Annotated in this window: 12 protein-coding genes; 1 reads left to right on the plus strand and 11 read right to left on the minus strand. The window is 50.5% G+C overall.

All coding sequences use genetic code 11. The features are described 5' to 3' along the window. Positions 1 to 219 (plus strand): hypothetical protein (locus SCJ97_10920; protein MDW7740545.1); only part of this gene is annotated, 219 nt, incomplete at its 5' end. Positions 220 to 372: 153 nt separating this feature from the next. On the opposite strand, the gene SCJ97_10925 is transcribed toward SCJ97_10920, so the two are convergent. From SCJ97_10925 to SCJ97_10975, 11 genes are all read right to left on the minus strand, one after another. Next, positions 373 to 1,218, minus strand: coding sequence for a 3-hydroxybutyryl-CoA dehydrogenase (locus SCJ97_10925; GenBank protein MDW7740546.1), 846 nt, complete (start codon positions 1,216 to 1,218; stop codon positions 373 to 375). A gap of 72 nt (positions 1,219 to 1,290) precedes the next feature. Next, positions 1,291 to 2,067 (minus strand): enoyl-CoA hydratase-related protein, encoded by a 777-nt coding sequence (locus SCJ97_10930; protein MDW7740547.1) that lies wholly within the window; start codon positions 2,065 to 2,067, stop codon positions 1,291 to 1,293. A gap of 24 nt (positions 2,068 to 2,091) precedes the next feature. Next, positions 2,092 to 3,273, minus strand: a complete 1,182-nt coding sequence (locus SCJ97_10935) for an acetyl-CoA C-acetyltransferase (protein ID MDW7740548.1) — start codon at positions 3,271 to 3,273, stop codon at positions 2,092 to 2,094. A 197-nt stretch (positions 3,274 to 3,470) separates the two neighbouring features. Beyond that, positions 3,471 to 4,397 (minus strand): methylenetetrahydrofolate reductase, encoded by a 927-nt coding sequence (locus tag SCJ97_10940; protein ID MDW7740549.1) that lies wholly within the window; start codon positions 4,395 to 4,397, stop codon positions 3,471 to 3,473. Next, a complete protein-coding gene (locus tag SCJ97_10945; GenBank protein MDW7740550.1) occupies positions 4,372 to 5,052 on the minus strand; it encodes a methylenetetrahydrofolate reductase C-terminal domain-containing protein in 681 nt (226 codons plus the stop codon). Before SCJ97_10945 ends, SCJ97_10940 begins: the two co-directional genes overlap by 26 nt. Before the next feature lie 54 nt (positions 5,053 to 5,106). Beyond that, entirely contained in the window at positions 5,107 to 5,901 is a 795-nt protein-coding gene (locus SCJ97_10950; protein ID MDW7740551.1) for a methyltetrahydrofolate cobalamin methyltransferase, read from the minus strand. A gap of 96 nt (positions 5,902 to 5,997) precedes the next feature. Continuing rightward, on the minus strand, positions 5,998 to 6,975 hold the full coding sequence (cdhD, locus tag SCJ97_10955; GenBank protein MDW7740552.1) for a CO dehydrogenase/acetyl-CoA synthase subunit delta: 978 nt from the start codon (positions 6,973 to 6,975) through the stop codon (positions 5,998 to 6,000). A 45-nt stretch (positions 6,976 to 7,020) separates the two neighbouring features. Next, positions 7,021 to 8,349, minus strand: a complete 1,329-nt coding sequence (acsC, locus tag SCJ97_10960) for an acetyl-CoA decarbonylase/synthase complex subunit gamma (protein ID MDW7740553.1) — start codon at positions 8,347 to 8,349, stop codon at positions 7,021 to 7,023. 92 nt (positions 8,350 to 8,441) lie between these two features. After that, entirely contained in the window at positions 8,442 to 10,658 is a 2,217-nt protein-coding gene (gene acsB / locus SCJ97_10965; GenBank protein MDW7740554.1) for an acetyl-CoA decarbonylase/synthase complex subunit alpha/beta, read from the minus strand. Positions 10,659 to 10,684: 26 nt separating this feature from the next. Beyond that, positions 10,685 to 12,655 (minus strand): anaerobic carbon-monoxide dehydrogenase catalytic subunit, encoded by a 1,971-nt coding sequence (cooS, locus tag SCJ97_10970; GenBank protein MDW7740555.1) that lies wholly within the window; start codon positions 12,653 to 12,655, stop codon positions 10,685 to 10,687. 126 nt (positions 12,656 to 12,781) lie between these two features. Beyond that, complete coding sequence (locus tag SCJ97_10975) at positions 12,782 to 13,540, minus strand: AAA family ATPase (protein MDW7740556.1); 759 nt, start codon at positions 13,538 to 13,540, stop codon at positions 12,782 to 12,784. Positions 13,541 to 13,599 lie beyond the last annotated feature (59 nt).

Here is a 13,599-nt window from a genome sequence, read left to right on the forward strand (position 1 = left end):
AGAAAATATGTGGGCAATTACATTGAAATCAATCAGTATGCTTACACATCGAGCGGTGATACTAGACGCTTTACCAGCATGAGCAGCCCCTTCTCCAATACTTACTTCACCCAGGAACTGCAGGTATTGGGTATGGCTGAAATCAGGGAATCCTTTGAGTTGGATAACCTGGAACCCGGCCCCGATGCAATTTCTTTTGCCTGGTGGAGTCTGTTTTAGGGTGAGGATAGTTTAAGATTAGATTGATGAAGCCCCCGGTTTTTAACCGGGGGCTTTTATAGATCATAAACCTAATGCATAGCTGTAACAATAATTCATTTAATAACTGGTGTTAATAAAACCTGCCAGTTTCTTTTACCATCTTTAATATCACTACTTGTAGCTGTAAAACCCGCGGCCGCTTTTACGGCCCAGGTGGCCGGCGCGAACCATTTTGCGAATCAGGGGGCAGGCCCGGTACTTGGAATCGCCTGTTTCTTTGTACAACGTATCCTGCACAGCGAGTAGGACATCGATACCGACCAGGTCGGCCAGGGCAAGTGGGCCGATAGGATGATTGGCCCCTAGCATCATTCCCTTATCAATATCTTCAGCGCCGGCAACTCCTTCCATGAGAACGAATGCTGCTTCATTAATCATGGGAACCAGAATACGGTTAACCACGAACAGCGGGGCTTCATTGACGGTAATCGGTTCTTTACCCAGTTTTTCTGAGATATCCATAATTAAATTAAAAGTTTCTTCAGAGGTTGCCGCGCCTTTAATTACCTCGACCAGCTTCATTACCGGAACCGGGTTAAAGAAGTGCATACCAACCACCTTGTCGGGTCTGCCTGTTGCTGAGGCCATCTCGGTAATACTTAGACCTGAGGTGTTGGAGGCCAGGACGGTTTCCGGCCGGCAGACTGCATCCAGCTCCTTGTAGAGCACTTTTTTTAACTCCATATTTTCAATCACTGCTTCGATAACCAGATCGACACTTTTAAATTCTTCCAGATTTGTCGTCCCCTTGATCCGGCCGAGAATCTCGTCAGCTTCCTGCTGTGTCTTTTTACCTTTTTCAACTGCCCGTCCAAGGTTTTTACTGATTACACCCAAACCGCGCTGGACAAAGTTATCTTCAACATCACGCATAATCACATTAAAACCGGCTTCTGCTGAAACCTGGGCAATCCCACTGCCCATAGTCCCGGCGCCGACAACGCCAATTGTTTTGATATCCATTTAGATCAGCTCCTTTATAATCGCCTTCTCCTATCCTGAAAAGCGAGGTCTCCGGCAAATAATACTTTAATGGCCCTTGAATTCAGGGGGGCGCTTCTCGAGGAATGCTCTGGCTCCTTCTTTTTGGTCTTCCGTATCGCATAGCCTGGCAAATAGCGCAGCTTCCAGCTCCTGTCCTTCTCCAAGTGTCTTGTCCAACCCTTCATTTACAGCCTGCTTGGCCAGGCGAACAGCAATGGGTCCTACCTTTAAAATTTTAGCCGCCAGTTCGCGAGCTTTATTCAGTGATTCACCCTCGGGAGTCAGGTGATCGGCCAGGCCGATGCGGTATGCTTCCGCCCCGTCGATCATCGCCCCGGTAAAGATCAGTTCTTTGGCCTTGCCCGGTGAGATAGTCCTGGGCAGGCGCTGTGTTCCTGCATAGCCCGGGAAAATACCGAGGGTTACTTCCGGCAGGCCTACTTTGGCATTTTCGGCAACAACCCGGATATCACAGGCCAGGGCCAGTTCCATCCCGCCACCGAGAGCAAAGCCGTTGACCGCAGCGATTACCGGTGCAGGAAAGTCAGCGATTTTCTGAAATACCGCCTGCCCGCGGCGGCTTAATTTTTCTCCATTGGCGCTGTTTAATGAAGGAAACTCGGTGATGTCGGCACCGGCAACAAAGGCCTTTTCTCCCGCACCGGTGATTATTACAGCCCCTACATTCTCATCTTTGGCCAAATCATCAAAGACTGCCTCAAGTTCGTTCAATACCGACTGGTTCAGAGCGTTGACCGGCGGACGGTTAATCGTTACCACTGCAAGCCTGTCTTCACGTTCCAGTTGTATGTATTCAGCCATTTTCAAACCTCCTCTTTTCAATTATTAGAATCGCTCCAGAATCATGGCCATGCCCATGCCTCCGCCCACACAGAGAGTGGCCAGACCGTATTTATTGTTGCGGCGGGCCATCTCATGCAGCAGGGTGACCACGATACGGGCGCCTGTGCTGCCTACAGGGTGCCCCAGACCAACACCGCTGCCGTTTACATTAACAATAGCCCTGTTGAGATCTAAGAGCTTCTCGCAGGCCAGGTACTGGGCAGCAAAGGCTTCATTAAGTTCAATCAACTCTATTTGGCCCAGGGTCATTTTGGCTTTGCGAAGCGCCTTGCGTGTAGCCGGGACAGGGCCATAGCCCATTAAATCAGGTTCGACTCCAGCCCAGGCATATGAAACGATACGAGCCAGCGGTTTCATCCCAAGTTCTTTTGCCCTGGAGGCGCTCATCAGAATCACTGCAGCGGCGCCATCGTTTAAGCCCGAAGAGTTACCGGCGGTTACGGTACCGTCTTTGCGAAATACAGGCTTAAGTTTGGCCAAAGATTCAAGCGAAATATCACGCCTGGGATGTTCATCGGTATCGACAATGGTTTCACCCTTACGTGTACTGATATTTACAGGAACAATCTCTTCTTTAAATGTTCCGCCGTCGATTGCCTTCAAGGCATTGTCATGGCTGCGAAAAGCGATTTCATCCTGCTCCTCGCGGCTGATTTTATATTTTTCAGCCAGCCGTTCGGCGGTTTCACCCATCATAATTTTGTGCACCGGATCCATGAGCATTTCCCAGAGGGCGTCGGTCATCTCTCCATGCTGCAACCTCTGCCCCCAGCGGGCGCTTTTCAATACATAAGGTACAGAACTCATCGATTCCACGCCACCGGCGATTACAATATCGGCATCACCGAGGATTATCTCCTGGTAAGCTGAGACAATAGACTGCATGGCTGAACTGCACTGCCGCTGGATAGTGAAACCGGTTGTTTCAACAGGAAATCCCGCTTCCAGGGCAATGCAGCGGGCAATATTCGGCTCGTCACTGCGCTGGCTGCAGTTACCGAATATAATTTCATTGACCTGCTCTTTTTGAAGGTTGATAGCGCGTCGGACAGCTTCTTCAACAACAATTTTGCCTAACTGGAGAGCAGACAGATCACGAAGCGAGCCGCCGAAATCGCCGATGGGGGTGCGCACGGCGCTGACAATCACTACATCTTTTTTCATAAATTCACCTCCAGGCTTTGAACAGTGTCAGGGAGACACTTCTTTAGGATACATCCAAAGAAAAGGACAGGCTGTTGAAGGCCTGTCCTTTTATGTTTATTCGATCGATCTGATAAGCTTGGGAGGCAGATTCAGTGGAATATGCCCTCCAAGTTGGTTGGTTAAGCGATCTTGAACGCTTAGCCGGGCCATTGAACCTATAATTTCGGGCGGGGATAAAGACCGGCCCGCTCGACAATCTCGGGAACGACTTCTTCCCAGGCGATAGCCATGATATGAACCCCGGCCACACCTTCGATTTCTTTTAAGCGTTCGATGGTTTCGATGGCAATCTTCAGACCTTCTGCTTTTTTATCTTCCGCTCCCTTGAGCCTCTCGACCAGCTCGTCGGGAATGGTAATACCGGAAACGTTATTCTTCATATACCTGGCAGCGCCGAGCGATTTCATCGGGGTTACACCACCAAGAATAGCCACTTTCTTGTGCAGACCGCGCTCACGGACCATTTCCATCCATTTCTCGAAGCGATCGAGGTCAAATATACACTGGGTCTGAATGAAGCTTGCGCCGGCGTTTATCTTCTTCTCCAGACGATCCACACGGTATTCAAAGGGATCGGCGAAGGGGTTTTCCACTGCACCGAGGAAATAGCTTATGTCTCCTTCAAGCTCTTCCCCACCCATGAATTTCTTCTCATCGCGCAAGGTCTGCAGCCCTTTTAAAAGCTGCATTGAGTCAATATCGTAAACACCCTTGGAACCGGGTTCGTTACCAAACATCTGGTGGTCACCGGCAAGGCAAAGCATATTCTTTATACCGAGGGCATATGCGCCCAAAACATCACTCTGAAGGCAGATCCTGTTGCGGTCGCGGACAACCATCTGGATGATCGGTTCTATACCCATCTGGACCAAAACAGCGCCACAGGCGATACTGGAGGTTCTCACGATTGCTGTCTGGTTATCAGTAATGTTGCATGCTTCCACGTGGTTGCGCATTCCTTCGGCATGATGTCTGAATGCTGTAAGATCGGCGCCTTTTGGCGGTCCGAGCTCACCGGTTACTACAAACTGTCCACTGTTAATTGCTTTTTCCAGTTTACTCCCCGCGATCAATTCTAACATCCTCCCTTACTGTGGTTCTTGCGCCACCGTGGTGTGATGATCTCCAGTCCTTGGGAGGCTGAATCTCGGCAAGGTCGCCTATACGGCCAAAGCTTGTAAGGCGTTCGTGAATCAGATGCCAGGCGCAGTCGACATCTTTTCCTAACTCACATTTACCTTCTGCCGAGCCACCACACGGTCCGTTGAGGATGCTCTTGGCGCAGCGGGTAATCGGGCAGATTCCCATGGTTAGATGGAGGACACAATCCCCACATCCGAGGCAGCGTTCGACCCATACCCCCTGCTCCAACGGGTAACCCATGGAGGTAGTATTCAGGCCGGGAACTACTCTGAGCGAAGGTTCACGCTCAACCATCGTCTGTACTCCGACACCACAGGCGAGCGAAACGATCAGGTCGTAACCTTTGAGTTTTTCCAGTACATCGTCGATCATTTCAAATTCGCACTGTCTTTCAATCGAAAATACTTCTACTTCGCCGCCTACATTTTCCTTTTTGCGGTGTATACGGAGAAGCGCCGCTGTTTCTTCGGCTTCTTTCTGCCCACCGGCCATACAAACGGCCACGCAGGTGTTACAGCCCAAAACGAGGACGCGCTTATAGGGGGCAGCCATTGCCGCAATTTCTTCTAGCGGCTTGCGCTCAGCGATTATCATATACTCACCATCCCTTCAGTCAAATATGCTTTATATTTTATCACAGTTCTAGTTTTAGCGATTGCGGTTCTTGAATACATCGATATATGAATCACAGTATATATCCATGTTCAGAATGATCCTGGCCGATGCGATTGCTGCCATCAACTCATCGTCATTGGCGTCGACAATACCGGCATCGAGCCCGTTAGCCATGGCCATTACAGCGAAAGTCCGGTTGATCAGTTCGCGATTCTTGGTTCCCTGGGAAACATTGCTCAGGCCGACAACAGTCATCGGCGCCGGGTCTGAAATGAACTTGATTTCCCTCAGGGTTCTTAATACCTCACGACCGTGATCCTGGGCAACATTACAGGGGAGGACCAGGGGGTCGATGTAAAGCCTGTCCGGTGAAATACCGAAAGCATCTGCAGTGGCAACCAGTTCGGCTGCCAGGGCAATCCTGCTGTCGGCATCTTTCGGAATTCCTTCCTCGTTCATGGCCAGGCCGACAACTTCCGAGTTGTATTCGGCTGCCATGGTAAAAACTCGCTCCATCTTAGCCATTTCAGCTGGAACAGAGTTGATCATGGCCGGCTGCTTGCAGAGCTTCAGGCCTTCTTCAATGGCATCATACTTGGTTGAATCGAGACATAGCGGCAGGCTGCTTGCTTCCTGGGTTACTTCAACAAGCCACTTCATCGCTCCAACAGCGTCGGGGGAGCTGGGGCCAACGTTAAGATCCAGGTAATGCGCACCGTTTTCTTCCTGCTTGCGAGCCCATTCCTGAACTGGAGCGGGGTCACGGTCTTTTATTGCCTGGGCAATATCTTTGAACATACCGTTAATACGTTCGCCGATAATTATCATTTAGGCGCCTCCTTTATTATTAAGCTGCTGCACCGGTAAGGAGGAATTTCCCCCTCACCCTTACCCTCTCCGACGGTGGAAAGGGAATAGATCAAATCAATAGCTGTTATCTTTCATCAGGTCATCAATGTTTGCTTTGATAATCTTCAAAGCTTCCGGATGACGCATAACCATAATGTCGATTCCGGACTGCAGGTAGGCCATTGCGGTGGTTGCTTCCCAGAGGATACCGCGTTCTTCCTGCTCACCCCAACCGGGCTCATCTTCTGCAGTTGTATTTGCTTCCTTGGCGCGCCAGGATTCAAGTCCCACGTTTCCGATCATCGGCATGGCAAGCATCTTATCGCCCTGGAGAGCGCCATTGCGGGCTCTTTCCATTATGGAATATGAGTACTCGATACCGTAACCAAGAGCAGCAATGGTCGGGTCGATGATGATCCGGTTAGCCATGGCGGTGCTCATCTCGGCGATCAGAATGTTTAGCTGTTTGCAGATGTTGATATCAATCGGGGACTGGGCAATGATGTTGTGCTGGTTGGCCATGCAGGCGCTGGTAACTGCTTTATAGTTTTCAAGTTCAGCCACGCCGAGCAGGAGATTTTCTCCAGCAGCGGCTTCGGCGATGGGAGCATACAGGGTATTATCTTTTTCAGGTTTGCCGCAGCCGACAACGATAAGAGGAACACCGACTGCCTCGAGAACTTTCTTGACGCTGGCAACGCAATCTTCTGCCGAGGCATCTTTTATATCGGGGTCTGCGCCTTTCAGGCGGATCTGGATCAGGTCAGCGCCGAATTCTTCGACACATTTCTTGGCCCAGGCGCCCGGATCGTTCCAGACATCTCCGTAAAATTTTTCGAAAAGGGGATCCCATTCTTCGGGAGCCGTATCCCAAACTTCAAGCGCTAATACCGGACGGTTAGGTATTTCCCCTTCAAAGTGAAGGTAGGGAAGCGCCGATTCACCACCGACAGTTATTGTATGGCTGCGGGTTCCACCCTGGTCTTTGGTAGCCCCGAGGACAACCTCGCCTACTGTACTTCTGTATTTTTCCTTAAGGATTTCTACAGCCATTTATATACTCCTTTCGTTAGGTATTTCTTACATTCCATTTCATTTCTAGGCAAAGTTTTCTTTGGAAAACTTGGTAATTCCCGAAGCTTCACGCGGGCCGACAATAACTTCCCAGCCCGATTCTTCTTCAAGAGCTCCTTTAAGGACAGCCACGTGTCCGGGAAGGACAAGCTTGCGGTGATTGACTTTATCTTCCACTCCCGACTTCTTGATCGCTTCGGAAATTGTTTCGGCAGAAAACTTATTATCCGCATAGGCGGTCAAAACAGAAACACCGCCGGTATCTACCGAAAGGATTCTGCTTGGAATACGGGAACTTTCTACCTCACCCTCGACAATAAAGTATGTAAGCGAGAAGTTGGTGGTTACATAGACCGGGGAATTTTCATTTGCATCACCGATATCGTACAGTTTTGCCTCAACGGCAATCGGTTTCTGCGGGTCTGTGTAGAGGTTCTGGCGCCATGAGAGAAGCGGCAGCAACTGCTGTTTCTCGGCAGCCTTCATAACCACAACATCGGCATATTTACTTAAATATACCCCGGCCTGAATAACTTCTTCCCGGGGGTCTTCTTTCGAGGTGAAAGCAATAGCCGGGTAACCGAAGGGACGGAATTTTTTGCGGACAGCCAGGCGGCGGAACTGGGTTAAATCAGCCAAAACCTTGCTGGTTTCCCTTGCCCCGCTGTCTATGACCAGCTCCTTGTAATCAAGGGCAACAACCTTCTCGACCAGCTCTGCTGTTTCATTTAAGTCTTTCCCACGGACAACCAGGGGGCAGCCCTTGCTCTTGGCCAGCTCCGTCATCTTTTCATAGTTGTCTGCTGTTGCCGCACAAACCAGGGGTTTGCGATCGGCTACCACAGCGAGCCCTGCCTCCATGACAGCCGGGTCGTCGGCAATTAGAATCATTACTTCTTGTGTCTTTCCGGCAACTGTTTCAACAGCTGCTTTAAACTTACCGGCATCGCCGGAATCGCACTTGACGGCAACCATGTCGGTTGTGTAGTCCATTCCGACCCGGTGGAATTTAAGCCCGTCGAATTTTTCCGCTTTGGCCGCCACATCCTCGGTATCGCTGATCATCACAGCAACCCCCGTCGGATGGAAGAAGCGCTTGTCATGACGGAATATTTCAGTCTCTTCGCCAAGTTCTACTACATGATCTCCGGTGCCGACCTTGACCAGCTTGATTGGCGGCGCGGAGGCGGAGTCGAGCGCCTGCTTGGCCTCATCGGTGACATGCGGACAGGCATCAAGTGAAGCTTTTCCTGATGCCAGGGCCATGGCGAAAGCCAGGCAGGTCGGGGAACCGCAGTCTTTACAGTTTGTTTTGGGTAGGTGTTTGTAGATTTCTAAACCGGTTAAACCCATTCACTATCTACTCCTTTCAAGAGGTAGTCTTTATATCAGGAAAAGGCTTCGGTATCATCGTCGCCTCCACCAAAGCTTTGGATCCTCATCTATTACATTAACGGGTCCATGGTCAGAGCCGGATGACCCTTTTCTTCAAGGAAGGGCAGGATCTCATCCGCAGTAACTCCGACTGTTTCATCGGCAATCTTCTCCACAAAGTCGGCACCGAGGCCGGCTTCTTCCGCCCTTTCACGCAGGGCATCGCCGAGAGAATCCTTCAGTTCTTTGGGCATCCAGACCAGGCGGCCCAGACCACCGTCAGCGCTGATGAATTTCTTACTCAAAACATATGCACGGCCGTGACCCATGAAGCCCGGGGTCTGAACCCCACCACCGCAGGAACCGGCCAGGGTTGAGAAGGTCATCCCGATCGGGGTATCCCCGCCATATTCCCGGGTAGTAATCATGACCCCGTTTGCTTCCGGTAAAATAGCCATGATGCACTCGAAACAGCCGCAGGATGTCATTGGATCATTCATGAAGCTGTACATTGAGCACCTTTCTATCGTGCGGTTGGTATTATTGTAAACATACTCGTTAATAGAATCCCAGATTCCGTTCGTCTCATCGACCAGGCCTTCCTTCTTGATCGGACGGTTCGGTCCGGTCGGGTCAATTTCGTAAGCAGCTTTACCGTCAAGCCAGCTGACTGCGCCGCAGAGCCCGAGCCGTTCCGGGGTAACCACACAGCAGTGGTTGGGGGCAAAGGACTGGCAGAGAATGCAGGAGTAGAACTCCTCGACCGATTCGTCTGTAAGGCCTTTAAGACGTTCATCGCGGGCAGCGTAAAAGGTGCGGGCATGAGCCAGGCCTTCCTCAACCTTTTCAGCATCGGTAATCAGAGTTACCTGAACGCGGTCAACGATAGAGGGGAATTCATCCTTGAACTTAGCTACAAGAAGTTCGCCAAAGTGGTGGATCTTGAAACCCTTGGCAGCGGCATCCTTGCTGATTCTCATCCAGATCGTGTCGCGTTGGGCCATGTGCCAGATACCTTCTCCATAATTGATCAGGTAGTGAATACGTCGTTCGAGAACGCCTTCGAAGTCTTCCTGCATTTTACGGCCGAAGATCTTGACCATGATACCCAGCGGCAGGGAGCCGCCTTCCGGAGCCTCGTCAATTTCCGGGCCGATAACCTCAATTTTGCCATCTTCGATATCGTCCTCGCCAACCATTTCAACCAGCTCGAAGGCTGTTGTCCGGCCGCCGCCGAACTCAATTCGCATGTCGCCTTTTCTGATTACTTCACCTTCGAAAGCAGGGCCAACAGTAATCGGAACAGGGATGTCGAGGATCTTAAGCTTGATCCCGCGGATTTCCATGGCAACCTGAACGAGATCGTCGTAGTTGGGATTCGATACGTACCAGTTCGGGATCTGCTCATCTTCGGGAAGCTCCTGGTCTGTAATAACCGGGAAGCCGAGGAAGATGGCTGCAAAGTGAGCGGCAACCTGAACTTCGTCGATTTCACCAAGCTGGAGAACAAAGGCCCGGACACGGCGTCTCTGGTAGTCGCGGGTATTCTGGCGTTCTCCGGGAGGAATACCGCCAAAAGCAATACCTGCACGCAGGGCGTAGTTAACAGCGTGGATAATCTGGGTAAAGTTACCGACCGGGAAGGCGATAAAGTCTATCCCCAGTTTACAGCCGGCTTCGATAGCCTGCTCGATAACCTGGTTGCAGAGGAAGATCATAAATCCTTTACCCTGCAAATCCTGGATCAATTTACCCACTGCCTCACTCGATTTTCCCTTACCCATAATTACAGCCTGACCGGGGATAGTCCAGTCAACCAGGAGGATCCCATAACGGCGGACAACGGGGTCGCCGAGGAATCCGGTCCAGGGCTCAACATGCGGCCTTGCGCCATCAAGATATCTCAGGGCTTCAATAATTTCTGCCGAATAGGCGGCTGCTTCACCGCACAGACGGGCATTTTCGAAGGTAAGATCTTCGTGAATCTGGTTGCGCAGGCGGTTTAGGATCGGCGGAAGTTCGCCCAGCTTCTGAACGGCTTCGCCGCTTAGCGCCCTGATAACGGGCAGGTAGTAACCGGTATCGGGATACCCAACCGGTTTATCGGGACCAAAACGCTTAATGGCCTGGTTTAATAGTATTTCAGCATAGCTGGTGGCAATAACTGCGCCTTCATATGCTTTCTCAAATAGTTTTAACGGCGGATTTGACTCATCAACTGCGCCGTCGAATATCTCATCGAACGATTCTTTCCAGTCTCTGGTCAGAACACCATCACCTGTACTCATTGTTCGTGCCTCCTTTTAGCGATTTTTTACCATCCTGTGGACAGTTCAGTTTCGTATTTTTCAGCAGACTGTTTGTGTATCCTAAGTTTCCATGAACGCTCATCAAGGGCTGCAAGAATTTTTTCAGCAGCTTTTTCGGGATCTTCTTCCCAGATAAAGTAGCCGCCGTATACATCCTCAGCAATTTGAAGGGCAACTCCGTCAACGAGGGCACTGCCGGTAACTTCGGGGACAACCCCGACATGAGTCGGAATGCCCAGGGTTACACACCAGCTGCCGATTGATACAGCTTTTTCACTCATCGCTTCCGGTGCGGAGGCAACGAAGGGAACTTTCGGAACATCTACTTTCCACTGGCGGGCGAGAGCCGTTGTCAGGTCGTAAGCCCGGGTGTTATCAACACAGGATCCCATGTGGAAAACCAGCGGCAGTTTATCTTTTAGCTTGTCTTTATTGGCATCATTGAGCATGTGGATAAAGGATTTTAACCCTTCTCCGGCATATTCCTCAACTGCATCAGCATTCATCAGGCCAAGCTTGGCAGCTGTGCCGGCAGCACAACCTGTGGCAACCATGAGAACATTGTTTTTGGCCAATTCGGTAATGATTGTTGAATGGCTCTTGTCGTGAGGTACGCGCAGGTTGTTACATCCTGCAAAGAGGACCACGCCGCGAAGCTGGCCTGATTCCACTGCATCGGTAATCACTTTTATCGGTTCATCCGGGTTTACAGCGCCCAGAATTTCTTCCATCGCTTCCAGGCTGAAACCGGCTGTTACCTTATGCTTGATATCGGGTATATCGCAGCCTTTATCTTTCCTTTCTTTAAAAGCTTCAATAGCCAGGCTTATAACTTCGCGCGCTTTCTCAACAGCATGTTCTTCTGTAAAATCTACATGGTAGGAACCGGGGATTTTCGAATGTGACATAGTGGTGATAATCCTGGTGTGGTAGCAATCCGATACTGCCTTGATCCCGGGCATAATACACTGAACGTCAACGACCATGGCATCGATACCACCGGTCATGATCGGCAGCTCCTGGGACAGGAAGTTGGTCAGTACCGGCACTCCCTGGCGCATCAGTACCTCGTTACCGGTGCAGCAGATACCCATACATTTTACACCTTTAGCACCAGCTGCTTCGGCTTCTGCTTTCATATCGCGGGAAACCCGCACAATCATTTCACTTAGAAGCGGGTTGTGGCCGTGGAGAGCTATGTTGACCATCTCGGGATCGATGACCCCGAAGTTCGCTTCGGTGGTTACCGGTTTCGGAGTGCCGAAAAGAATATCGGAAAGATCTGTGCCGATATGCATGCAGATGTAATCGCAAAGGGATGTTTTCAGTCCCTGGAAGATCAGGTTAACCGGGTCGGCGTCGACGCCCATGTGGGTTTGTCCCATGGTTTCTGAGATAGTGGTATGAACTGAACGCGGCTGTATGTTGCAGGCATCGAATTTCTCCATCCGCTCGGGAACTACAGTCGTTTCCAACCACTTGCAGGGTTCTGGAGTAATTTTTGAGAAATCAGCTATAGCCTGCTGCAAAACAGCTTCCAGCAGCTGGTTATCATCTTTGCCTTCAACCTCGATTCCGAGTCTGCCGGCAACTCTCTTCAACTTTGCCGAATCCTCAACGCTGTAGTCAGGAGCCTTTCCCTCAAGAACCTCCATTAAAGCATAAAGCATATGACGGCTGTGATCGGCATGAGCGCCGGTTCCGCCGCTGATAGCCCTGATCAGGTTACGGGCAACAATTGTATAACCGTGAGCGCCGCAAATGCCTTTAGATGATTTTTTGGTAATACGGCAGGGGCCCTGGAGACATATCCGACAGCAGACGCCAGTGCGGCCGAAGTTACACTGGGGCTGCATTTTTACATAGCGATCGTAAGCAGTTTCAACCTGGCCGTTGCCGCTATTCTTGTCTATGACTGCCAAAGCTGCCGGGTCGATTGTCCTTCTATTGTCAATCTTTTTCTTCTCTTCGGACATTATCAGGTCTAACCTCCTTTAGATTTGTGAGAAAATTAAATTTTATAATCCTATCTGTCCCCTTGATACACATTTATTCTTTGATAAATAAATGGTTCGGTTAAAGCAAACTATTATACTGTAAGGTCACCTCCCGCAAGCCATCTTATATATTTTTTCAAGGCCGGGCAACAGGTCTTCCATGCTGGAGACCAGAGGTTCACCACGGCGAGCTCTCTCCAGAACCTGTTCTGAAAAAGGAATCATTCCAGCGAATCTTTCCGGTGGAAGTGAGGATTCGAGGTATGAGCGGTCTTCATCGTTGCGGATCTTATTACCCACGAATAAGACTTTTTCAATCTTTAAATCGGCCGAAAGGCGATCGACCGCCCTGGCGGTTGAAACACCTGCCCGGGTCGGCTCGACAACGACCAGCATCATTTTAACCCCGCGGGCAGTACCCCGGGTTAAGTGTTCTATACCGGCACTCATATCCAGAACCACTGCTTCCGGTCTATCAAGCAGCATTGTGGTCAGGATGGCATTGAGAAAAGAATTCTCCTTACAGTAGCATGCTGAACCACCCTGCTTCAGGGCTCCCATTTTGAGAAAACGGAGCACACCTTCCTGCAGGGTATAGTTTTCGAGAACATCGTCAACATTGGGGTTGAGATCGACTAAAGCGCCGCCTCCGGCGTTCTTGGCTTCGATTACTTCCTGAAGTTCAATCAGGGGACGCAGGTTCTCAAGTTTTTCAGGATCCAGCCCGAGGACAAGCCCAAGGTTGGCATCGGGGTCAGCATCGACTGCGAATACCGGCATCTGTTGAAGGGTAAAACAGCGCACCAACTGAGCAGACACCGTGGATTTACCGGCGCCGCCCTTGCCGGAAACAGCGATTTTCAAAAATGACACCTCTTTTTAGAGCAAAAAAATATACCCTATATAGTCATTGCCTTGTTCTA

This window comes from Bacillota bacterium, from assembly GCA_033549065.1.
Lineage (GTDB): Bacteria > Bacillota > Dethiobacteria > DTU022 > DTU022 > JAWSUE01.